19 protein-coding genes and 1 pseudogene are annotated in these 22363 nt (G+C 67.5%); 10 read left to right on the top strand and 10 right to left on the bottom strand.

Features of this window, described 5'->3' with window-relative positions; translation table 11 throughout:
• Positions 1-236: 236 nt before the first annotated feature.
• Positions 237-1622: a DEAD/DEAH box helicase gene (locus tag DYI37_RS18065; RefSeq protein ID WP_116684690.1), complete on the top strand. Its 1386-nt coding sequence runs from the start codon at positions 237-239 to the stop codon at positions 1620-1622.
• Between the two features lie 203 nt (positions 1623-1825).
• Complete coding sequence (locus tag DYI37_RS18060; RefSeq protein ID WP_116684672.1) at positions 1826-2137, top strand: polyhydroxyalkanoic acid system family protein; 312 nt, start codon at positions 1826-1828, stop codon at positions 2135-2137.
• A 70-nt stretch (positions 2138-2207) separates the two neighbouring features.
• Here DYI37_RS18060 and DYI37_RS18055 read toward each other — a convergent pair whose 3' ends face one another.
• Positions 2208-2717 carry a hypothetical protein gene (locus DYI37_RS18055; protein WP_147307944.1) on the bottom strand — a complete coding sequence of 170 codons (510 nt, stop codon included), beginning with the start codon at positions 2715-2717 and terminating at the stop codon, positions 2208-2210.
• 327 nt (positions 2718-3044) lie between these two features.
• Here DYI37_RS18055 and DYI37_RS18050 point away from each other — a divergent pair, with 327 nt between their 5' ends.
• Complete coding sequence (locus tag DYI37_RS18050) at positions 3045-3386, top strand: PilZ domain-containing protein (protein WP_116684670.1); 342 nt, start codon at positions 3045-3047, stop codon at positions 3384-3386.
• Between the two features lie 191 nt (positions 3387-3577).
• Positions 3578-3913 (top strand): response regulator, encoded by a 336-nt coding sequence (locus DYI37_RS18045; protein WP_116684669.1) that lies wholly within the window; start codon positions 3578-3580, stop codon positions 3911-3913.
• A gap of 215 nt (positions 3914-4128) precedes the next feature.
• On the opposite strand, the gene DYI37_RS18040 is transcribed toward DYI37_RS18045, so the two are convergent.
• Both DYI37_RS18040 and DYI37_RS18035 read right to left on the bottom strand, forming a co-directional pair.
• Complete coding sequence (locus tag DYI37_RS18040) at positions 4129-4671, bottom strand: cell wall hydrolase (protein ID WP_116684668.1); 543 nt, start codon at positions 4669-4671, stop codon at positions 4129-4131.
• A 177-nt stretch (positions 4672-4848) separates the two neighbouring features.
• The gene (locus tag DYI37_RS18035) at positions 4849-5598 is read right to left on the bottom strand and encodes a YebC/PmpR family DNA-binding transcriptional regulator (RefSeq protein WP_116684667.1); all 750 of its coding nucleotides are present in this window, start codon (positions 5596-5598) and stop codon (positions 4849-4851) included.
• Between the two features lie 133 nt (positions 5599-5731).
• On the opposite strand from DYI37_RS18035, the gene DYI37_RS18030 reads away from it, so the two are divergent.
• Positions 5732-6253 carry a GFA family protein gene (locus tag DYI37_RS18030; RefSeq protein WP_116684666.1) on the top strand — a complete coding sequence of 174 codons (522 nt, stop codon included), beginning with the start codon at positions 5732-5734 and terminating at the stop codon, positions 6251-6253.
• A 42-nt stretch (positions 6254-6295) separates the two neighbouring features.
• Here DYI37_RS18030 and DYI37_RS18025 read toward each other — a convergent pair whose 3' ends face one another.
• Positions 6296-6730 carry a BLUF domain-containing protein gene (locus DYI37_RS18025; protein ID WP_158555213.1) on the bottom strand — a complete coding sequence of 145 codons (435 nt, stop codon included), beginning with the start codon at positions 6728-6730 and terminating at the stop codon, positions 6296-6298.
• 207 nt (positions 6731-6937) lie between these two features.
• Here DYI37_RS18025 and DYI37_RS18020 point away from each other — a divergent pair, with 207 nt between their 5' ends.
• On the top strand, positions 6938-7780 hold the full coding sequence (locus DYI37_RS18020; RefSeq protein ID WP_116684664.1) for an MBL fold metallo-hydrolase: 843 nt from the start codon (positions 6938-6940) through the stop codon (positions 7778-7780).
• A gap of 51 nt (positions 7781-7831) precedes the next feature.
• On the opposite strand, the gene DYI37_RS18015 is transcribed toward DYI37_RS18020, so the two are convergent.
• Positions 7832-9907 carry a M3 family metallopeptidase gene (locus DYI37_RS18015; protein WP_116684663.1) on the bottom strand — a complete coding sequence of 692 codons (2076 nt, stop codon included), beginning with the start codon at positions 9905-9907 and terminating at the stop codon, positions 7832-7834.
• A gap of 160 nt (positions 9908-10067) precedes the next feature.
• Here DYI37_RS18015 and DYI37_RS18010 point away from each other — a divergent pair, with 160 nt between their 5' ends.
• The 3 genes from DYI37_RS18010 to DYI37_RS18000 all read left to right on the top strand — a co-directional run bounded on the left by DYI37_RS18010 (position 10068) and on the right by DYI37_RS18000 (position 13378).
• Positions 10068-10538 carry a MarR family winged helix-turn-helix transcriptional regulator gene (locus DYI37_RS18010; RefSeq protein WP_116684662.1) on the top strand — a complete coding sequence of 157 codons (471 nt, stop codon included), beginning with the start codon at positions 10068-10070 and terminating at the stop codon, positions 10536-10538.
• Between the two features lie 822 nt (positions 10539-11360).
• Positions 11361-12644, top strand: coding sequence for a Ppx/GppA phosphatase family protein (locus tag DYI37_RS18005; protein WP_245413993.1), 1284 nt, complete (start codon positions 11361-11363; stop codon positions 12642-12644).
• Positions 12641-13378 (top strand): RlmE family RNA methyltransferase, encoded by a 738-nt coding sequence (locus tag DYI37_RS18000; protein ID WP_116684660.1) that lies wholly within the window; start codon positions 12641-12643, stop codon positions 13376-13378. The genes DYI37_RS18005 and DYI37_RS18000 overlap by 4 nt, the downstream gene beginning before the upstream one ends.
• Before the next feature lie 141 nt (positions 13379-13519).
• Here the strand turns inward: DYI37_RS18000 and DYI37_RS17995 are convergent.
• Positions 13520-14917 (bottom strand): annotated as a pseudogene (locus DYI37_RS17995) (MFS transporter); the annotation flags it as partial.
• A gap of 234 nt (positions 14918-15151) precedes the next feature.
• Positions 15152-15730, bottom strand: coding sequence for a hypothetical protein (locus tag DYI37_RS17990; RefSeq protein WP_116684658.1), 579 nt, complete (start codon positions 15728-15730; stop codon positions 15152-15154).
• A 468-nt stretch (positions 15731-16198) separates the two neighbouring features.
• Between DYI37_RS17990 and DYI37_RS17980 the strand changes: the two genes are divergently transcribed.
• A complete protein-coding gene (locus tag DYI37_RS17980) occupies positions 16199-17080 on the top strand; it encodes a DMT family transporter (protein WP_116684656.1) in 882 nt (293 codons plus the stop codon).
• A 43-nt stretch (positions 17081-17123) separates the two neighbouring features.
• Here the strand turns inward: DYI37_RS17980 and DYI37_RS17975 are convergent, their stop codons facing one another.
• The 3 genes from DYI37_RS17975 to DYI37_RS20360 all read right to left on the bottom strand — a co-directional run bounded on the left by DYI37_RS17975 (position 17124) and on the right by DYI37_RS20360 (position 21215).
• Positions 17124-18701: a helicase HerA domain-containing protein gene (locus DYI37_RS17975; RefSeq protein WP_116684655.1), complete on the bottom strand. Its 1578-nt coding sequence runs from the start codon at positions 18699-18701 to the stop codon at positions 17124-17126.
• Positions 18702-19378: 677 nt separating this feature from the next.
• Positions 19379-20590, bottom strand: a complete 1212-nt coding sequence (gene cbiE / locus DYI37_RS17970) for a precorrin-6y C5,15-methyltransferase (decarboxylating) subunit CbiE (protein ID WP_116684654.1) — start codon at positions 20588-20590, stop codon at positions 19379-19381.
• Positions 20580-21215, bottom strand: coding sequence for a precorrin-8X methylmutase (locus DYI37_RS20360; RefSeq protein ID WP_245413992.1), 636 nt, complete (start codon positions 21213-21215; stop codon positions 20580-20582). The genes cbiE and DYI37_RS20360 overlap by 11 nt, the downstream gene beginning before the upstream one ends.
• Positions 21216-22363: the final 1148 nt, after the last annotated feature.

Here is a 22363-nt window from a genome sequence, read left to right as displayed (position 1 = left end):
CGCTTCGAAACGTCGATATGAGCACCATCGCGCCGTGAAAGCGCAGCGCCCGCCGGCATCGAACCTCTCAAGGTCCGAATCATTCACCGGCCAGCGCCTCGAAGGACCTGCCCCCTTTCAGTATGGATCGGTGGTGTCGGCTTTCGGCACGGCCCTCCGTTTCCCTTCTCTGCGCGAAGGCGGATCGGGCATATCGCGGCCCGGACCATTCGGCCGCACGACATCAAGGCAATTCATTGACCTCCACCAATTTCGACGCGTTCGGCCTCGCCGAACCGCTGACGCGCGCTTTGGCGCGCCTCGAACTCGTCACGCCGACGCCGATCCAGGCGCAGGCCCTCCCCCACGCCCTCAAGGGCCGCGACGTCCTCGGCGTCGCCCAGACCGGAACCGGCAAGACCGCCGCATTCTCGCTTCCGCTTCTTCACCACCTGATGAGCGACGGCGGCAAGCCGACCACCCGCACGGCGCGTGCGCTCATCCTGTCGCCGACGCGCGAACTCGCGGTGCAGATCGGCGAGACCATCGCCGACCTCACCGAAGGCACCAAGATCTCCCATGCGGTGATCTTCGGCGGCGTCTCGATCCGCCCGCAGATCCACGCGCTGTCGCGCGGCGTCGACGTTCTCGTCGCAACGCCCGGCCGTCTCCTCGACCTGATGAACCAGCGCGCCATCGACCTGCGCGAGACCCGCTTCCTGGTTCTCGACGAGGCCGACCGCATGCTCGACATGGGCTTCGTGCGCGACGTCATGAAGATCGTCGGCCAGTGCCCGAGCGAGCGCCAGTCCATGCTGTTCTCGGCCACCATGCCCAAGCCGATCGAGGATCTGTCGAAGAAGATCCTGTCGCGGCCCGAAAAGGTGTCCGTGACGCCCGAGGTGGTGACGGTGGAGAAGATCGCACAAAGCGTCTTCGCCGTGCCCCAGAAGGCCAAGAAGCTCTGGCTGATCGACTTCATCAACCGGACCGAAGCGGGCCGGATCGTGGTCTTCAGCCGCACCAAGCATGGTGCGAACCGGCTCGTCGCCGACCTCGAAAAGGCCGGCATCGAATCGCTCGCGATCCATGGCAACAAGAGCCAGTCGGCCCGCCAGAAGGCGCTCGGCGCCTTCCAGGACGGTGAGATCGACGTTCTCGTCGCGACCGACATCGTCGCGCGCGGCATCCATGTGGACGATATCAGCCATGTGGTGAACTTCGACCTGCCGGAGGAGCCGGAGAGCTACGTGCACCGGATCGGCCGGACGGCACGGGCCGGACGCTCGGGCGAGGCGATCGCGCTCGTCGATCCGAGCGAACGGGCCAAGCTGAAGCAGATCCAGCGCCTGACGGGCCTCGCGCTCGACCCGCAGCCGACCGACTATGCGGCACCCGCATCCGGTTCGGCCGAGGCCGAGGAGGCACCGCGCCGGGGCCATCGCGGCCAGCCGCCGCGCAACGGCCGCTCCCGCAATCGCCCGAAGAGCGAGAAGAGCGGACCCGGCGAGCGCTCGTCCAAGCCGCAGCGCGCCAAGTCCGGCGCGGGCGCCGGCGACGGTGCACCGCGCTCGGCCAACCGCCCCGCAGGCGGACGCCGCCGCAGCCGCAAGCCCGGTGAGCGCACCGCCGCCATGGGCTGATCTTCGGTTCGCCGAGGACGGAAAAGACGACATTACGGAAAGCCGGGCCTTCGGGTCCGGCTTTTTTCATGGGGCGAACCCTGCCGCCCTGCCCCCGTTCGGCGGGCCCGGACCGGGCGGCTCGTCATGGCCGGCGAGGCGGATCGATTGCGGTTTGCCGCGCGGATATCCATATCGCACCGAGCAACGGAACGGAGAGACAGATGGCCGAGACGATCAAGGTCGACATTCCCCACAAGCTCGGCCGCGCGGCAGCGCGGCAGCGCATCGACGAGGGGTTTGCGCGGCTGCGACAGGACCTGATGGGCGGAATGGTCAAGTTCGAGGACACCTGGACGAACGACCATCTCGATTTCCGCGCGAGGGTCATGGGCCAGTCGGTGACCGGCCGTCTCGATATCCTCGACGACCACGTCCATGTGGAAGTAGATCTTCCGATGTTCCTCGCTTCGATCGCCGAAAAGCTCAAGGGCCGGCTGCGCAAGGAAGGTCAGGTCCTGCTCGAGAAGAAGTAGGCCGCACCGGGCGGGTTCGCATCGTCCGTTCCCGGCAGCGCGGAGGCGCGGCGCGGTCGAGCCTCGCCTCCTATTGCGGAACGCCGGTCAGAACCGCCTTCTCGGTCTTGATCGTGCCGCCGCCCTCGTTCTCCTCGACCGCCAGAACCTTGCCGAGGCCCGGCACGATCATGCCGGCCTTCACGCGCCAGAGTTCGCCGGGCGAGGCGAGATGGGCCTCGTCTCCGAACACCATGACGATCGAGAAGTCCTGCGGCGTCAGCTCCCGGGACCTCACGACCACCGGGGCGGGCATCGGCTCCACATGGACGGACGCCTCCCCCTCCTTGTCGTGAGAGCTCGTCGATCCGACCATGATCGGATCGATCCGGCGCTCCTCGATACCGGCGATCAGAAGGCGGTCGAAGAAGCCAGGATCCAGATAGGAGATGGTCGTCACCACCGAGAAGAAGCCGACCGAGAAGACGACGACACCCCAGGAGAGGAACCGCACGACCCTGTCGGATACGCCGTCCGCGCGAGCCGGTGTGCCGGAGAAGCGAACCTCTCCCCTGCGCCATGCGTAATCGTCTGCACTCATGATCGCCTCGATGACGGCGGAGCGTTCCGCCGCCTCATGGGGCGCGATGCTCCGACCCGTTGAATGGGGACAGGTCCGGCCCGGCCGCCGTCGAGCCATCCGGTCGAAGGCCGCGAGCCGCCGGCGGATGGGGCCGGCAAGCCTCGTCCTTCGGCGAATGGACGGTCTCACGACATCTTTAAGGAAGGGTTCAAGCAGCGCCCGGATACCCGCCCCCTGCCTTGGGGGAGCTCCCCCTCACCGGGGCGCCGGGGACGATGGTGGCGGGCGCGCCGCGCCGGGCGGCCATGCACACTCTCTTTACCTTAATGGCGATAATCTCGCCCCATGACCGTTCCCTCCCCCATCCGCCAGTTCTCCGATCAGCGCTACCACAACCGCAGGCGCGTTCGCCTGAGGCCGGTCAAGCTCGTCAGCCAGTCCAAGCGCTTCATCGAAGACGGGTCGGTCGTCGATCTGTCCGAGGGCGGCATCCGCATCCGCCGGTTCGGCGATCGTCTGATCCCTCAGGCGCTTCTCGTCTTCGACGAGAGCGATGAGACGCTTCGGCCCGCGACCGTCATCTGGCGGGTCCGCGACGAACTCGGGCTCCGTTTCACGGGAATGGCCGAAGGCCTCGAGGCGACGGACAGGGCAAGGCTTGCCGGCCGCTATTACGCCGTGCGCTGACCCTGCCGGGCAGGACTGACCTTCCCGACAGGAACCGACCGGGTGCCCACGGCCGCAAGGCCCTGCTGCGAAGGCCTGTTATGGTTAGGAAAGCCTGAACGAAAGAAAAGACTGTTAGCTAAAAATATTTCGATACCGAGGCAACTCTCCCCCGCCTCACCCATTCCTACTCTGAATGAAGGGAGACTGACATGATGCGCATTCTCATTCTGGAAGACGAGCCGCTGATCGCGCTGGACATGGAAGATACCGTGCGCGAAAGCTGTGGTGCCGATGTGTGCCTCGCCCATACGGTCGCCGAAGCGAAGTCCTTCCTGGACGAGGGCGATATCGACTTCGCCCTGCTCGATGTCCGTCTCGAGGGACACGGCAACACCTCTCTGCCGATCGCCTACCACCTGTCCTCCAAGGACGTGCCGTTCTGCTTCGTGTCGAGCGCGGTCGACCAGCTGCCCGCACGCTACGACAAGGTTCCGCACGTCAAGAAGCCGTTCGAACTCTCCCAGTTGCAAGCGGTTCTGCCGTAAGTCTCCAGCTCTCTTCGTTCGAGACGACCGACGCCGTGTGCAGATCGCATACGGCGTTTTTTCGTGCGCAACGCGCTGGAGATTGCGGGCGCGGGCAGCCGCATACCGAGGCATCCGTCACGCGGATGCGCCGCGACGACGAAGAGCCGGAGAGCGGGTCATCCGCGCTCCGGCCCTTTCGTCGTCGAATGACGCGATTTGCGCGAACGCGCGGGTCAGAAGAGATCGAGCGGATCGAGGAAGCTGAAGAAGCCGTCCTTGCGGGGCCGCAGGGCCTCGTTCTGCCGCTGGGCCACCATGTCCTGCGTCATCCAGGCATCGCGCCGCTTCTCGTAGAACGAGTTGCCGCCGAGGATCGCGACATAATGCATGTTCTTGTAGGGGAAGCTGTAGCCGGCGGTGTGGAAGAACATCGCGCGGTTGCCCACCCAGCCATGCCGTGTGCCGCCCAGAACCTTGGCGGCGGTGGCGAAGGCGAGTTCGCGGCCCTTCTCCATCCGCTTGGACAGAACGCCCGGGGCGAACTGGTTCTTCTGGCCGACGACCGCGCAGACGGAGTTCGGGAATTCCGGGGACTCGACCCGGTTCATCACCACCGTCCCGACCGCCACCATGCCCTCCTCGCTGGTCCGGTTGGATTCGAAATACATGGCGCGGGCGAGGCATTCCTGAGCGCTCATGCGCTTCTGGAAGGAGGCGCAGCCGGACAGAGCGAGAAGCGTCAGCGCCGCGGCGACGGGCTTGAGAGGAACACGCATGGCAGCGCTCCTGAGATGGATCGACATCCATTCAGGCTGCCATGACGAGGTGAATCACCGGTTGAGAGGCGTGGTTAATCCGATGCTTTCGTCTCGAATGCCCGAAAAACCCCGATGCCCGAAGCGATCACGCCCCGGGCACGAACCGACCGTGCGGCCGGAGAGAACGGCCCGGCCTCAGGCGGCCGAGAGCTTGGCCATGGTCTCTTCGTCGACCTCGTAATTGGCATAGACGTTCTGCACGTCGTCGTCGTCGTCGAGATTGTCGATGAGGCGCATGACGCTCTGCGCCTTGTCCTCGTCCACCGGCGCGCCGGTCTGCGGACGCCAGATCGCCTTGACGCGCGTCGGCTGGCCGAGCTTCTCCTCGAGTGCCGCCGCGACCTCGCCCAGATCCTCGAAGGCGGTGATGATCGTGTGGGTCTCCTCGTCGGAGATCACGTCGTCGCCGCCCGCCTCGATCGCAGCTTCCAGCACCGCGTCGGGCTCGCCGGCCGAGGCCGGATAGACGATCTCGCCCACATGGTCGAACATGAAGGAGACCGAGCCGGTTTCCCCGAGGGAGCCACCCGACTTGGTGAAATAGGAGCGCACATTGGAGGCGGTGCGGTTGCGGTTGTCCGTCAGCGCCTCGACGATGACGGCGACGCCTGCGGGCCCGTAGCCCTCGTAGCGCACTTCCTCGTAGTTCTCCGAATCGCCGCCGGCCGCCTTCTTGATCGCCCGCTCGATATTGTCCTTCGGCATGGACTGGGACTTGGCGTTGTTGACGGCCAGGCGCAGGCGCGGATTCATCTCCGGGTCCGGCAGGCCGGACTTGGCGGCGACGGTGATTTCGCGGGCGAGCTTGGAGAACATCTTGGAGCGCACGGCGTCCTGGCGCCCCTTGCGGTGCATGATGTTCTTGAACTGTGAATGGCCGGCCATCGGGACCCCGTCGTGCTGGAATGTGCGAAAGTCTCCGTCATATAAAAAACATCGCCGCAAAGGTCCAGAACGTCGCCGGGAGACCGATCCTCCTCGTCAGCGGGACGAAAGGCCATCGAAGAGGGAGAGCGCGATGAGCGCGAACACGCCGGACCGGCCCGTCACGCCCGTCTCCTTGCCCGAACTGCCGCTGACCGGCGGATGCGCCTGCGGCAAGGTCCGCTATGCGATCTCTGGCGTGCCCCAGGCCCTCTATTTCTGTCACTGCACCGAATGCCAGCGCCAGTCGTCGAGCGCCTACGGCATGAGCCTGCGCGTCGATCCGGCCCATGTCGAGGTGACGGGCGCGATGCGCACGGTCTCGCGCACCTCCGAGACCGGCGGCACGCGCTATGGCGACTTCTGCCCCTCCTGCGGCGTGCGCATCCAGCATCGCTCCGAGAACGATCCCGGCCGCCTCAACATCAAGGCCGGCACCCTCGACGATACGTCCTGGCTCGTTCCGGCGGGCCATATCTGGGTCTCGTCCCGGCAGCCCCATGTGACGATCAGCGAGAACGAGCTCTCCTATCCCCGCCAGCCGGAGGACAAGGCGGCGGCGATCAAGGCGCGCTGGCGCGAGATGCTGGAGGCCGGCGGCGCGCCGGCGGCGTAAAACCACCGGGCGGACGGAGCCGCGCCGCGTTTCTGCCGCGTCTCAGGCGCCGGGCCTGTCTGCTCTCCACCTCGCCCTCATGGATCTGCGCGCGGTCTCGCGCTCCATGTCGGCGAGATTTTCCAGTGCGGCCCGCTGCAGGATTTCGCGGGCGTGCGTCTCGCCCTCGGTCAATTCGCCGCGCGAGAAATGCGACCACATCGCCCAGCGCCCGAAGCTGCGCTCGAACCCGCTCTGGCTGAGAAAGACCCGCATGTTCGTATGGCGGGTATCGCGGCTGATCGCGTCCAGCACCGTTTCGAGCGAGGCGGCGGGTCCCTCCAGAAGCTGGATGAAGCGGCCGAATTCGTGAAGCAGCATACCGGAGAGCTTCAGACTGGCATTGCGGGCTCGCGCGGCCCTCAGAATGTCGGCGATATCCCCACCGGTCAGCGCCGGATGGGGCACCGAGACATAGGCGATGCGGTGGATCGGCATGACGAACTCCTCCCATCCCGGCGGTCTGTGCCGGCGCACATGCGGTCTGGCGACCTGCGACATCCCGTCCAAGAGAGAATAACGCGAGTTTGAACCGCGCCCAGAGCCGGATCGGTTAAGCTTGCCGGATCAAGGCTTCGCCTCGACACCTTCGGACAAGGTGGCAAGGCGCAGGCCGCGCAGTTCCGGCTGCCTGGAGGTGACGAGATGAAGGCTTTCGCGCCAAGTCGCATGTCCCTGGCGATCCTCGCCTGCCTCGCGCTCACGATCCTGCCCGTGCGCGCCCAGCAGGCGGCCGGCGAGGAGGAACCGCCCAGCCAGTGCCGGGCCATTGCGGGCCTCGTGCCGCACGCGACCTTCGTTCAGGGCGAGGACGCCGGCCGCGGTCTCTTCCAGGACCGCTCGCGCGAGCGCGTCACTGAGATCACCTATGTGGGCCATTCGACCTTCGTGATCGAGAGCCCAGAGGGCGTCACCGTCGCAACCGATTACGCCGGCTATTCGGGCGAGTTCATGCCGGATATCGTCACCATGAACAAAGCCCATTCGAGCCATTTCACCCTCTATCCGGACCCGGCGATCGCCCATGTCCTGCCGGGCTGGAACCCGGCCGGGGGCGCGGCGCGCCATCGGCTGACCGAGGGCGACGTCTACGTGCGCAACGTGCCCACGGACATTCGCGGCTATGACGGCATGGAGCCGGACGGCAATTCCATCTTCGTCTTCGAGACCGGGGGCCTGTGCATCGGCCATCTCGGCCATCTGCATCATCTCCTCACCGAGGAGGATTATTCGGCGATCGGCCGACTCGACATCGTGATGGTTCCGGTGGATGGCGGGATGACGATGAGCCAGGCCGGAATGGGCGAGATCGCCGAGCGGCTCAGATCCTCCATCGTCCTGCCGATGCACCGGTTTCGCGGACCGATCGAGCGCTTTCTCGACAAGCTGCCGGACTTCGCCGTCGAGCGACCGGCGAGCCGGAGCATCTCCGTCTCGCCGGCGACACTGCCCCGCCAGCCGACCGTGATCGTTCTCGAAGGCGTCTGACGGAAGCGGCCGGGCGGGCTCCGTGCCGCCCGCCCCCGCCTTAGGCCTCGTTCACTCGGCGGCTTCGGCGGCTTCTGCAAAGCCGCGCTTGCGCATCAGGGCGGCGGGATCGGGCTCGCGTCCCCGGAAGCGGGCATAGAGAATGTCCGCATCCGCGCCGTTGCCCGCCGAATAGACGTGGGTGAGCAATCTTGCGGCGGTTTCGGCATGGAACGGATCGCCCGCCTCGCCGAAGGCCTCGAAGGCGTCGGCATCCAGCACCTCGGACCACAGATAGCTGTAATAGCCCGCCGAATAGCCTTCGCCCGAGAAGACATGGGCGAAATGCGGGGTGCGGTGGCGCATGACGATCGCCGGCGGCATGCCGAGACCCCGCAGGGTCTCGCGCTCCGTCTCCAGCGGGCGGGCCTCCACCGCCTCGCCGTCGTGAAGGTCGAGATCGACGATCGCAGAGGCGAGATATTCCACCGTCTCGAAGCCCGCATCGAGGGTCTTGGCCTTGCGCATGCGCGCGACCATCGCCTCGGGGAGCGGATCGCCGGTCTCCACGTGGCGGGCATGGACCGACAGGATCTCGGGCACCATCAGCCAGTGTTCGAAGAGCTGCGAGGGCAGTTCCACGAAGTCGCGCGCGACCGCGGTTCCCGACAGGCTCGGGAATTCGACATCCGAGAGAAGGCCGTGAAGGGCATGGCCGAATTCGTGATAGAGGGTCGTCGCATCGCTCAGCGAGAGCAAGGCCGGCTCGCCGCGCGCAGGCTTTGCGAAATTGCAGACATTGTAGACGATCGGCGTCTGGCCGCCGTCCATCCTGTGCTGGGGCCGAAGGACGCTCATCCAGGCGCCGGACCGCTTGGAGGCCCGGGCGAAGTAATCGCCGAGAAAATAGCCCTGCTCGCGCCCGTCGGCCCGAAGCACGCGCCATGCCCGCACGTCCGGATGCCAGGCCTTGACGCCCTCGATCGCCTCGAACCGAACCCCGAAGAGCCGGTTCGCCACGTCGAAGGCGGCCTCGATCATGGCGTCGAGCGAGAAATAGGGCTTCAGCGCCGCCTCGTCGAAATCGAGGTCGCGGCTGCGCCGCCGCGCGGCATAATAGCGCCAGTCCGAGGGCGCGACCGTCTCCAGCCCGTCGGCCCGAGCCAGTTCACCGAGCGCCTCGGCATCGCGCTCGGCCCGCATGCGTGCCGGCTCCCAGACCCGCATCAGAAGCTCGCGGACCGTGTCCGGCGTCTTCGCCATCTGATCGTCGAGCTTGAAGGCGGCATAGGTCCGATAGCCGAGGAGCCTCGCCTTCTCGGCCCTCAGATTCAGGATCTCCACCATCACCGGACGGTTGTCGTGCGCCCCTTCGCTCTCGCCGCGTCTCGTCCAGGCCTCGAAGGCCTTGCGCCTGAGATCGGCCCGATCGCTGTGTTCGAGGAAGGGGACGACGAAGGAGCGCGACAGGGTGAGCACCGGCACATCGCGTCCGCGCTCCTCGCCGGCGGCCCGAAGGGACCGGACGAGCCAGTCCGGCAGACCGCCGAGATCGCCCTCGGAGAGGTCCATCGTCCAGTCGCGCTCGTCGGCGAGAATATTCTGGCTGAAGGCGGTGAAGAGTTCCGACAACCGAGTCTCGATCTCGGCAAGACGGGCACGGGATTCGTCGGGCAGCTGCGCGCCGGCCCGCTTCATGGCGTCGTGCATGCGCTCGCCCGCCCGATGCTCCTGCGCCGTCATCGCATTCGCGGCGGCCGGATCGCCCATCAGCGAATCGATCCGGGCAAAGAGCTTCGTATCGAGCATGATCGCGGAGAAATGCCGGGAAAGAACCGGCGACAGGTCGCGCTCCAGCCGCTGGATTTCGTCCGTCGTGCTGGTGGCGGCGACGACCGAGAAGCTGCGCACCGAATGGGAAAGCGCCCGGCCGGCCTGTTCGAGCGCCTTCACGGTGTTCTCGAAATCGGGCGCGTCCTCGCACCCGGTGATCGCGGCGATTTCCGCGTCATGGGCCTCGATCGCCTGCCTGATCGCGCGCTCGAAACCGGCCGCATCGCCGCTCGCGCAGAGATGAAGTTCGCTGGCGAGACTGTCGCTCGCGGTCGGCGTTTCGTCCGATCGGGACGCCTCGGTCTGAACGGTCATATCGGCTCGAATTCCCTTCTGTGCGTGTCCTTTGGCGGCTGAGCCGACAATTTCTAACCCTAACGTAGGAAAAAGGCTTCCCATCTTAAGACTCAGTTGCTATTGCATCTGTTATCTTTGGTCGTGGCGTTCAGCCGCATCGTGCCCAACAGGATGTCTGATGCCAAACCTCGAAACGGGTCATTCGCTGGGTTTCCTGCTGACGGACGTCGCCCGGCTGTTCCGCCAGAAGTTCGAGAAGGCGGTGATCGAAGCCGGCCTCGAACTGACCCCCGGAGAGATCCGCGCCCTGTCCCATGTGGCGCGCAACGAAGGAAGCCGTCAAGCGGTGCTCGCCGAGCGCATGGGCGTCGAGCCGATGACGCTTTCGGCCTATCTCGACCGGCTCGAGACCCGGAACCTCGTGCAGCGCTCTCCCGATCCGAAGGATCGCCGCGCCAAGGTCATCCACACAACGGACAAGGCCGCCCAGATCTTCGCCGATGCGCGTCCGATCGCCCTCGAGGTCTACCAGTCGATCACCCGCGGATTTTCGGCCGAGGAATGCGCCGAAGTCGAACGGCTCCTGTCCCGCCTGCGCGAGAACATGACCTGCGAGCCGATCGAAGAGGCCGAGGCGCTCGCCGGCTGAGGTTCGAAGCCGGCAATCGCCGGCCGAATCAAAAGGCCGGACCTGCGCTAAGATCGCGCCAATCGTTCCCCATCGCGGGCGTTGCAGCCCGGGCCGTCGCAGCCCTCGCGCCCCGGCGCCGGCCGGATGACCGCGTCCGGCGCGGGCATGTCCCCGACCGAGAACGGCCTCACGCCCTGCCAGTCATGAATGGCCCGCTTGGGCGTATCGATTCGGTGCCCGAGCCTTTCCACCCGACCCGCGCGCACGGATGGGGCCTCGAAGGCAGCGATGAACGCACCGCGCCACCCGCCCTTGTTTCCGAGCCATGGATTGATACACTCCCCGGTGACAAACCAATAAAGGCGCCCTTCGAGATCGATCGGAGATGCGCGCCGGAGACATGAGTTGACAAGTGGGAACGAAGGGAACCGCCCACGTCGCTCGTCTGGAGAGAAATCGGAACGGGACCTGAAACCGTCGTTCAGCCCGGATACGAGTCCAACGCAGGCACAAGGCCGCGATCAGCGTCGCGCGCCTGCGGATCGACAGAACGAGTCCGACCGGCGGACCAGCTCGGATCTCGAAGGCGCATCGGCCGCGACACGGTCCGGCCAGGCCCTCGAGCCGAAACACAGACGCAACGGCGCGCGGAAACGGTCCGCCCGGCGGACGGGAGGATCGCGTCCGCCGTCCCCCGACCAGCCGCAGGGTTCGCAGCCAGCAAAGGCTCGCGCAAAAGGGCCGAATGACGGCACCGAGGGCGAGGAGGCCCGCCTCTCCAAGCGCCAGAAGCGCCGCCGTCGCCGGGGATCGGGCAGTTCGAACGGCTCGCCCGCCCGCATCGACGAGGCCAATCGCCCGGAGAGACCTGGCCGCGATCCGGCCGCCGACAATCGGCAGGAGGCAGCGCCAGAGAGCGGCGAAGGTCGCCAGCGTGGCATGCGGAAGCTGCGCCGTGGACGCGGCAGGTCCGGCGCCAAGTCCGGCACGCCCCGTGCCGACCAGCCCGGCGCGAAGGCGCCTGCGCCGAACGGGACGGCTGAGGCGGCGGCAGGGCCCGTCCGCGACGCCCGGCCCGCGAGCCGTCCTCCCGTGGCTGCGGCCGCCCGGCCGTCCGCCGTCTACGCGGCCCTCGATCTCGGCACCAACAACTGCCGTCTCCTGATGGCGGTCCCGACCCGGCCCGGCCAGTTCCGCGTGGTCGACGCCTTTTCGCGCATCGTGCGCCTCGGCGAAGGCCTCGGACGCACCGGCGCCCTGTCGAGCGGCGCCATGGACCGCGCCATCGGCGCGCTCTCTGTCTGCGCCCAGAAGCTCGCCGCGCGCGAGGTCACCCGCATGCGCCTCATCGCGACGGAAGCCTGCCGGGCGGCGGCCAACGGCGCCGAATTCATCGAGCGGGTGGAGCGCGAGACGGGATTGTCGCTGGAGATCGTCAGCCGGGAGGCCGAAGCCCGCCTCGCGGTTTCGGGCTGCGGCTCGCTCGTGGAGAGCGGCACGCGCGGCGCCGTCCTCTTCGATATCGGCGGCGGCTCCTCGGAAATCGCCCTTCTCGATCTTCGCAGCGGCCCCACGCGCAAGCTCGCGAGCCGGATCGTCGGCTGGACCTCGCTGCCGATCGGCGTCGTCTCCCTCGCCGAGCGCTATGGCGGGCGCAATGTCTCGCAGGAGCTCTTCGAGACCATGATCGCGGACGCGACCGCGCTACTCACGGACTTTCCGGGCTGCCGGAGCCTCGACGATCTCGTCGACACCCCCGGTTTCCACCTGCTCGGCACGTCCGGGACGGTGACGACGCTCGCCGGCATCCATCTCGACCTCGAGCGCTACGACCGCCGGCAGGTGGACGGGTTGTGGCTGACCCGCGACGAGACCGACAGGCTGGTGCGCAGGGTGCTGGGCTGGAGTTTCGAGGAGCGGGTCGCCAATCCCTGCATCGGCAGCGACCGGGCGGATCTCGTGCTCGCGGGCTGCGCGATCCTGGAGGCGATCCGCCGGGTCTGGCCGGCAAGAGCCTTGCGCGTCGCCGATCGCGGCCTCAGGGAAGGTCTTCTGATCGAGATGATGGTCGCCGACCAGGTCTGGCGAAAGCCCGGCCGGTCCCCGCGTCGGAGCATGGAATGACGAAAGAGAACAATCCGCGGGGCCTGCACGTCAAGGTCAAGAAGAAGCGCGGCCTCAAATCCTCCTCGCGGCGATGGATCGAGCGCCAGCTCAACGATCCCTATGTGCGCCAGGCCAAGGCCGACGGCTATCGATCCCGCGCGGCCTACAAGCTGATCGAGATCGACGACCGCTACCAGCTTCTCAAGCGCGGCCAGCGCGTGGTCGATCTCGGCGCGGCGCCCGGCGGCTGGTGCCAGGTCGCGGTGGAGCGCACGGGCTCGGCCAATGACGATATCCGCGTCGTGGGCATCGACTATCTGGAGGTCGGGCCGGTTAGCGGGGCTGAAATCCTGCTCATGGACTTCCTCGCCGAAGAGGCCCCCGAGCGCCTGATCGAGACGCTGGGCGGCGCGCCCGACATCGTCATGTCCGACATGGCCGCGCCCACCATCGGCCATCGCCAGACCGATCATCTGCGCACCATGCATCTGTGCGAGGTGGCCGCCGATTTCGCGGTGCGCACCCTGAAGCCCGGCGGGCATTTTCTCTGCAAGACGTTCCAGGGCGGAACCGAGCGCGATCTGCTCGATCTCCTGAAGCGCAATTTCCGCACCGTCCATCACGTCAAGCCGCCGGCGAGCCGCGACGGCTCGGTCGAACTCTATCTTCTCGCAAAGACCTTCAAGGGACGGCGCGACGAGGCCGGCCCGGCGGAGAACGACGAGGACGACGAGGCCGGCCCGCTCGGCTGACCTTCAGAGCCTCCGACGCGATTTCAGAATCAGGTCCGAGGCTCCTGTTTTTTAGCTGACGCATCGGATGGCCCGAGGACAGGGGCCACGTTTCGCTCCGAGGCTGTAGGGCCGGAGCGCGCGAGGGGACCGATGCCCGCTCTACTCGGCGGGAACCTGCCGCCCCGCCACTTCGTCGCCGGCTTCGCGCGGCAGCGCCAGGAAGGGAAGTGCGGCCGACATCATCAGGACGCCCGCGACCGCGAAGGCGGCGGCGAAATCGGCGATCTGCGGGGTCTGGCTTCCCGCGATCGCCATGCCCGCCTCCAGCACCGTGCCGGCGAGGGCGACGCCCATGGCGATCGAGACCTGCTGGGTCGCGGCCATCATCGCCGTCGCATCGCCGGCCTGGGCGGTCGAAAGATCGGCGAAGCCCAGCGTGTTGATGCCGGTGAAGAAGAGCGAGCGGAAGAAGCCGCCGACGAGGAGCAGCCCGGCGAGGACGATCACCGATCCCCACAGGGTCTCGAAGCCGATCGCGACGATCAGCGCCCCGCCGACGACCGTCGAGACCATCAGGGTGGAGCGGAAGCCGAAGCGCTTCAGGAGCGGGCGCGCGAGGAACTTCATGGCGATCGCGCCGCCCATGGCAGCGCTCGCGACGAGGCCCGACTGGAGCGCGGTGTAGCCATAGCCCATCTGCAGCATCAGCGGCAGGAGGAAGGGCGTCGCGCCGGTGCCCACGCGAAACAGCGTGCCCGCCGTGATGCTGGCCCGAAGGGTCGGCACCCGAAGCAGCGAGAGCCGCAGGATCGGCGTCTCGGTGCGCCGCGAATGCCGGATATAGGCAAGGCCCGCCGCAAGCCCCGCGAGAATCAGCCCGACGCCGAAGACCGGCGGAAGGGCCGGCAGGGAAATGATCGAGAAGCCGAAGACGAGCCCGGCGCAGGCAAAGCCCGACAGGAGGAAGCCGGGCGCGTCGAAGCTGACCGTCCGCACCCGCTCGACAAAGGGAAGGAAGCGGGTGGCGAGGAGAATGCCGATCGCGCCGATCGGCAGGTTGATGAGGAAGATCCAGCGCCAGTCGGAATAGGTCGCGATGGCGCCGCCGAGCGGCGGGCCGACCAGGGGTCCGATGAGAGCGGGAATGGTGAACCAGGCCATGGCGCCGACGAGATCGGACTTGGGCACCGCCCGCACCAGAAGCAGCCGGCCGACGGGCGTCATCATCGCGCCGCCGACCCCTTGCAGGAAGCGCGAGGCGACGAAGGCTTCGAGCGAAGAAGACAGGGCGCAGGCGAGCGAGCCCAGCATGAAGACCGCGATGGCGAGGCGGAAGACGTTCTTCGCCCCGAACCGGTCGGCGAGCCGGCCCGATACCGGAATGAACACGGCAAGCGACACGTAATAGCTGGTCAGCGCGAGCTTGAGGGCGATCGGGCTCGTTCCGAGATCGGCCGCGATGACCGGAAGCGAGGTCGCGATCACCGTCGCGTCCATCGTCTCCATGAACAGGGCGACCGCGAGAACGATCGGGACGATCCGGGTCACTGGGTACTCCTCATCGCATAATCGTGCGAGGCATCGCGCCCTCCATCAGAGAGCGAGACGTCGCACGGGGACCGGCGCGCCGGGGCGATCGCAGAGGATCGCGCGACAGGTGAGCTGGCCGGAAACCGAAGACGGGACCGCGAAGGCGCAAGCACCGTTTCGTTCCCTCCAGATAGGGCACGGGGCGCGGGGATGACAGGGAGACGACCCGTTGCCGGGGCGTGGACGGCCCGGCTGGGTGGGTCAGACCTCGGCGGCCCTGCGCCGGATCGCGTTTCGCCCCTGAACGAAGCGCGTGGCGGCGGCTTCGACGAGGGCGCCGTCGAGACCGAGGACCTTGTCGAAGAGCCTCACCACGAGGCGCTGGGGATCGGGCGGCTGGCTGCAGGCGCGCGACAGCATCTGCGCGGCCTCGGCCGGCGGGTGGCCGTCGGCGAAGAGACCGAGGGCCACGGCCGAAGACCGGCGGACGCCGAGCAGTCCGTGGATCAGCAGCCTGCCCTCCTTCGGAACACCGCGCGCGAAGGCGAGCATGTCCTCGACCATGCGGACATCCGGTGCGTTCGCCGAAGCCGGATCGTCAGTCTCGTCGAATGTCATGAAGAGCTGCCGCTCCGGGGCAAAGCCACGCGGGCCGAGATAGGAGCGCCCGGGCGTCATGATCGAGAGAACGTGGCTGGGAGCGATCTCGTCGATGAGGCGCCTCGCCTCCGACTGGCCGCGAACCAGCATCTCGGCGGCAACCCTCGCCTCGCCTCGCCCGTCCGCGCCTTCGTCCACGAGCAGGCGCTCGGCCGCATTCCCGTTCTTCAGAGCCGCCATGGCATCACCCGGAACCATTGAGGTTGCACCAAGTCTTAACAGAAAGCGGCCGGGTGCGACATCCGCGCCGGGCGCCATCCGGCGCGGTTTCGAAGATGCGAACGAGCCATCGGCCGGCCAGGATGCGAAGGTCGTCTCGAACAGCCGGTCGCCGGTCGTTCTCGCTCATTTTTTCGAAGCCGGCGAAATTTTTCCGGAGCTTGCGCGGAACCAAATCTCCACACTTTCATTCGTATAGCATCCCGAGCGATCAATCCCCCTCGATCGCAAAATCCCCGCAGTTGAAAAAGGACGGCTCCCCCCTCGCCGTCCTTTTTCGCGTCCGGCATCCAGTTCGAGGCCACATCCCTCCCGGCTGCTCGACCCTCCTTCAGATTTTCTCGGTTTCGTGTGCGTGGCGACCTGTCGCGCCATCGGGAAAGCCGATAGGACCGATGCGATCCCTCATCAGACGCGACATCCTTCTTCATGCCGATCGGAATTCTTCTCGCGTTCGCCGCCTATCTGGCGTTCTCCTTCGGCGACGCGGCCATGAAGGCGGTGGGAGACGGACTGCCGGTCTTCGAGATCGGTTTCTTCGTCTCGCTGTTCGCCTTCTTTCCGGCGCTCTGCACCAAGCGGCCCGAGGATACCTGGCGCAACGTGATCAGGCCCAACAGGCCGAAGCTTCTCGCCCTGCGCGTCCTCTTCGGCGTTTCCGGCATGATCAGCGCGGTCGTCGCCTTCACGACCCTGCCGCTTGCCGAGGCCTATGCGCTGATCTTCCTCCTGCCGCTCTTCGTGACGATCTTCTCCGCGGTCTTCCTGAAGGAGACGATCGGATGGAGGCGCTGGAGCGCGGTCACGACCGGTCTCCTCGGCGTCATCCTCGTCGTCCGTCCGGGCTTCGAGACGATCGTGCCCGGCCACTTCGCGGCGCTGTCCTGCGCGATCTGCGGGGCGGGCACGGTCATCACCCTGCGCCTCATCGGCTCGAGCGAGCGGCGGGTGACGTTGATCGGCGCGCTTCTCGTCGGCGCCGTCCTCGTCAACGGCGTGCTGATGCTGCCCGATTTCGTCAATCCCCTGCCCCATCTCGGGCTTCTGGTGCTCGCCGGCATCTGCCAGGGCCTCGGGCAGACCGGTCTGGTCTTCGCGACGAGAGCCGCCTCGGCCGCGACGGTCGCACCAGTGCAATACAGCCAGATCGTCTGGGCCGCGATCCTCGGCGCGGTCTTCTTCCTCGAATATCCCGATGCGCTCGCCTATGCGGGCATGGCGATCATCGCGATGTCCGGGCTCTTCACCTTCGCGCGCGAGAGGCGCAGGACGCGCTGGTGGCAGCGCACGCCCCTCATCCGCAACCGGTAGGGCCACGGACGCAAACCGTCTGCCCGGCCTTGCCGGCCCGTCCTCAGGCCTTGCGCGCCATCCTCGCGGCGCGGCGGGCCCTCGCCTCGTCCAGGCTGTCCAGCGTGACTTCGGGAAGCCGGGTGCGCCAGCCGGTGGCAAGGATCGAGACGATGCGGTTGCCGCGAAAGTCCTTCTCAACGCCGATCAGCCCGTGCTCCTCCATGAAGGAGAGAAGGAAGCGGCCGCGCGAGGGCGAATGGCTGCCATAGGCGGTCGCCAGCGCCTCGTCCGGCGGGCACTCGGCCTCCTCGCGCGCGGCGCGTGCGAGCATCATGAAGACGCCCTGCATCTCCTGGGGCAGATCGGCCGAGACGGCGACGACCTCGGCCCATTCTCCATCCGTCTCCTCGCCCGAAATGCCGGCGCGCGCGAGGGAGAGCCGGCGCCGGAAGGCGTCCATGTCGGTCTCGGCACCGCGCAGGCGCTTCAGGCGGCAATGGGTGAGAAATTCCTGGTAGAGCACCGGCACCGGGCGGAAGGCGGCCTCGGGATCTTCCAGCATGTCGTTGAAGATCGCATCGACGGCCGCCGCGCGCTCCTCGGGGCTGCGCTCGTCGGTCTCGTCGAGACCCGAGACGTCGTTCGCCGCACGGGTCTCGGCGACCCTTGCGAGGATCTCGCCCGTCGCAAGGCTCGCGGTCTCGCGCACGCTCTCGGCCTCCTCGGCCGGCGTCTCGCGGCGCGCCAGCATGCGGCGCGCGGGCCGGGCCTCCGCGGCCCTCTCCTCCTCGGATTGCGTCAGCACGAGATCGGCGAGCGCGTCCGGGGCGATGTCCGGCATCGGCATGAGGACCGGCCGGCCCGAACGCGCGGCGGTTTCCGTCGGTCCGATCCGGATCGGGATCGGGCGGCGGAAGAGCGCGGGTCCGAGAGCGACGAAATTGCCGGTCTCCAGATCGCGGAAACGCTCGGCGCCGCGCCTGTCGATCCCGATGAGGTCGGCGGCGCGCTGCATGTCGATGTCGAGGAAGGTGCGCCCCATCAGGAAGTTGGAGGCTTCGGCGGCGACGTTCTTGGCGAGCTTTGCGAGGCGCTGGGTCGCGATGACGCCGGCAAGCCCGCGCTTGCGGCCGCGGCACATGAGATTGGTCATGGCGCCGAGCGAGGCCCGGCGGGCCTCTTCCGAATGCTCGCCGGCCATTGCGGGGGCGAAGAGATGGGCCTCGTCGACGGCGATCAGCATCGGAAACCAGTAGGCGCGATCGGCGTCGAACAGGCCGTTGAGGAAGGCCGCCGCGCACTGCATCTGGACGTCGGCGTCGAGGCCCTCGAGGGTGAGAACGACCGAGGCGCGATGCTGGCGAATGCGGCTCGCGATCCGCGCGAGATCGTTGGGCGTGCGGTTGGCGTCCACCACCACATGGCCGAACCGGTCGGCGAGCGTGACGAAATCGCCCTCGGGATCGATGATCGCCTGCTGCACCCAGCCCGCGCTCTTCTCCAGGAGGCGGCGCAGGAGGTGGGACTTGCCCGATCCCGAATTGCCCTGGACGAGCAGGCGCGTCGACAGGAGTTCCTCCAGATCGAGTTCGGCCGGGTCTCCGGTATGGGTCGTTCCAAGATCGACGGCGACGGTCACGGGCGGATCGGCTCCCTGATGGACGAACGAAGGCGCGGATGCGCGGGGGCCTGCCCCCTCGCCTCCTGAGGCAGCGGCGAGGGTTCGGCGAACGGGACGGGTGCGGCGGCTCGATGGCATTGCGGGGAATCGCGCCACCGACGGGGCACGCTGCCGGCCCGGCGCTCTATAGCACGCCCTGTCGAAGCTCGCGGGCGTCTCGGCCCGCCCGTCCACAATTCCCTCCGCCAGCGGTGGAAAAGCCTGGCGCCACGGACCCGATTTCCGGAGTCAGGTAAGGGGATCAGGTTTCCTGCCGAGGCATCGGACGGTCCGAAAACCGGGTCCACATTTTTCCGATGCTCTTGGGATCAGGCGACGGGATGAGCGGTGGATAAGCTGTGGAAACGCGACAGGCCCTCCCGATCAAGCGATCGGAAAGGCCCAATACTACGTTTGCCGAAGAGTGCGTTGTTCCGCATCGAAGACAACGCCGATACGGGGTCCGCCAACCACGCCAGCGACACATCCATCCTGTAGCATCCGAACCGAATCGGCCCGAGAGCGCCCAAGGGGTTTCCACAGGCAAGAACTGTGGACAAACCGCCTGAGGCGGAACGAAACTCCCTCGTCCGCATAGGCAATCTCTGCCCCAGGACGGACGGGCGGCGCTGCCGGCAGCGCTTCGCCAAGTTCCGTCAGGGCTTGGTCACATGCCAGTGCATCACCGACATCGCCGGCTTGAAGCCGCGATAGGGACCGACCTTCTGGGCGGTCTCGATGCCGATGCGGCTGAGTTCGCCCCCGTGAGAGCCATGGAGAGCGATGAGGATCGCTTCCGATTCCAGCGTCACGGCATGGGCGACGAGCCGCCCGCCGGGCTTCAGCCGCTCCCAGCAAGGGGTGAAGACGCCGTCGCTGAGGCCCCCGCCGAGAAAGATCGCGTCGGGATCGGGCAGATCGTCGAGAACCTCGGCGGCATGACCCTCCACGATCGCGAGATCGGGCACGCCGAGGGTGATCGCGTTTTCGGCGATCATCGCACGGCGATCGGCGCGCGGCTCGATTGCGAAGGCCCTGAGGGACGGGCCCGCGCGCAGCCATTCGATGCCGACCGAGCCGCACCCCGCCCCCACATCCCAGAGACGATCGCCGGGCATCGGCGCGAGACTGGCGATGGCCAGTGCGCGCAGCACCCGCTTCGTCATCTTGCCGTCGTGGACGAAGGCGTCGTCCGGCAGGCCCGGAACCGAAGGCCGCGGCGTCGCCGCCAGTCCCGCTCTGCACTCGATGGCGACGGTGTTGAGCGCGCCCACATGGGCGAGATGGAAATCTGCGGCCCGCGTCTCGCGCACCCGCTCCTCGTAGCCGCCGAGATTCTCGCAGACCACGAGCCGGCTCTGGCCGTAGCCGCGCGCCGTCAGAAGCTTGGCGATCTCGCGCGGTGCCTCCGAGCCGCCGGTGAGGACGATGAGCCGCGCATCGGGCGCGGCATGGCGCACCAGTGCCTCGATGGGCCGTCCATGGGCCGTGAGGCAGACGCAGTCCTGCAGCGTCCAGACGAGACGGGCGGCGGTGAGCTGGAAGGCCGAAAGCGTGGGCAGAACGCGCAGCGCGTCGGCGCCGAACCGCCGGGCGAGCGTCGCGCCGACGCCGTACCAGAGCGGATCGCCGGAGGCGAGCACGACCACGTTCTCGCCCATCCGCTCCTCGATCGCATCGAGATTGGCCTCGAAGGGGGAGGTCCAGACATGCTGCTCGCAGCGCGTCGGGCCAACCATGTCCAGATGGCGCTCGCCGCCGAACAGGATATCGGCCTCGGCGATGGCCATATGAGCCTCGTCGCTCAAGGCTGAAAGACCGTCCTCCCCGATCCCGACCACGGTCAGCCAGACCGCCTCACCCCCCATGGCCAGCCTCCTCGCCGGCGCCGCGGGCGAGCGCGTTGACGGCGGCGGCGGCCATGGCGCTGCCGCCCAGACGCCCGTCGAGGGTCACGAAGGGTACGCCGCGCGGATTGCCCTTCAGTTCCGCCTTCGATTCGGCCGCCCCCACGAAGCCGACGGGCAGGCCGATGATGAGCGCCGGCTTCGCGCCGCCCTCGTCGAGCTTTTCCAGAAGCCGGAAGAGCGCGGTCGGGGCGTTGCCGATGGCGACGATCGAGCCTTCGATCACGTCCTTCCAAAGGTCTACCTGGGCTGCCGAACGGGTGGTCCCGTCACGCTCGGCGATCTCGCGCACCTTCGGCAGGTTCAGGCGGCAGACGATCTTGTTGTCCTCGGGAAGGTTCGCCCGGATGATCCCGTGGGCGACCATCTCCGCGTCGACGACGATCGGACGCCCGGCCCGAAGAGCGGCAATGCCCGCCTCCACCGCTTCCGCCGAGACGCTGAGGCCGTCCGCGACCTCCGGCATGCCGCAGGCATGGACGATGCGGATGACGAGATCGTGGGTCGCCGGATCGAAGCGCGACAGGTCGACCGCCTCGCGGATCTGGCGAAAGCTCTCCTCGTAGATCTTCGCCGGATCGCGCAGGTAATCGAGCCCGCGAGCGGCCGCCTCCGGCGCGCCCGCATCGGGCCCGGAGGACGCGCGGCTGCGCACCTGGTTGAGACCTGCGACCCAGCCCTCCTCATAGAGGACGGCGCGCAGCTCCTCGCCGGACAGGTCCGAAGGCGCGGCAAGGAAGGGCTGGAACCGGTTCTCCCGGTCGCGCTCGGCAAAGAGCATGGCGAGGGTCTCGACCTGATCGGCGTCGAGCGGGCGCCCGCCCGTCCTCGGGATCTCGAACAGGCTCGGATAGATCTCGGCAAGGACGATCGGCCGGTCGATCGCGCCGGCGAAATCGGTCTCGAAGGGCCAGACCTGGATCTTGTCCGCGAACTCCTCGTCCTGGCGCAGCTTTTCGAGCTGGGCGATGCCGGTCATGGCCTGGCTGCCGACGCTGCCGGTGTAGTGCATCTTCCAGACCGGCTGGGCGGTCGGGGCGCGCATCTCGGCCGCGCGCCGCTCCGGCAGGATGTCGGGATAGGGATCGGGCTTCTTCGGCGAGAGGCCCGGAATGTCCTGGAATTCCGGCCGGCCCCAGAACATCGGACCATGGGCGAGCCGGTCGCGATTGAGGCGGCCGGCGATCTCGAACCGGTTGTTGGCGTTGGAATCCATGTCCTGGATCGTGCGGGCGAGATAGCCCCACAGCGCCTGCCAGGACGCTTCCCCGGTGATCGCCTCGGCCGCGCCCGCCGGATAGCCGAAGGGGAAATCGAAGCCTGCGAACACCGTCTGGCCCCTCTCCAGGCGCTCGCGCAGGAATTGGCGCAGATGCGCCATGGCGCCCGCCCGCGTCGGAAGATTGACGGTCTCGACGAGCCTCACCGTCTCCCCGTCGCGCTCGGAAAAACTCATCCAGATCGAGTTGGCACCGGTGGAGGGAACATTGGCGGCGGACCAATCGACCACGGCATAGGCATCGAAAAGCGGCAAGGCGCGGCTTCTTTCCTGTCTCGAAAGAGCGTCGGCCCGGTGCGGAAAGCGGGCCTCGTCTCCAATCTCTCGGTTTCGCACCGCGCGGCCCGAACATCGCATGTCGATCTTCGGCGCCGCGCATCGGGGCTAGGGTGCCCGCCCCTCTCCCGAACGGGGGAAGAAAAGCTAGGGTGCCCGCCCCGCCCGCTCGTCTGTGG

The sequence above is a fragment of the Fulvimarina endophytica genome (genome assembly GCF_003403015.1).
Classification (GTDB): Bacteria; Pseudomonadota; Alphaproteobacteria; order Rhizobiales; family Rhizobiaceae; genus Fulvimarina; species Fulvimarina endophytica.
Note: the sequence above shows the minus strand (reverse complement) of the source record. Positions and strands in the feature narration are given on the sequence as shown.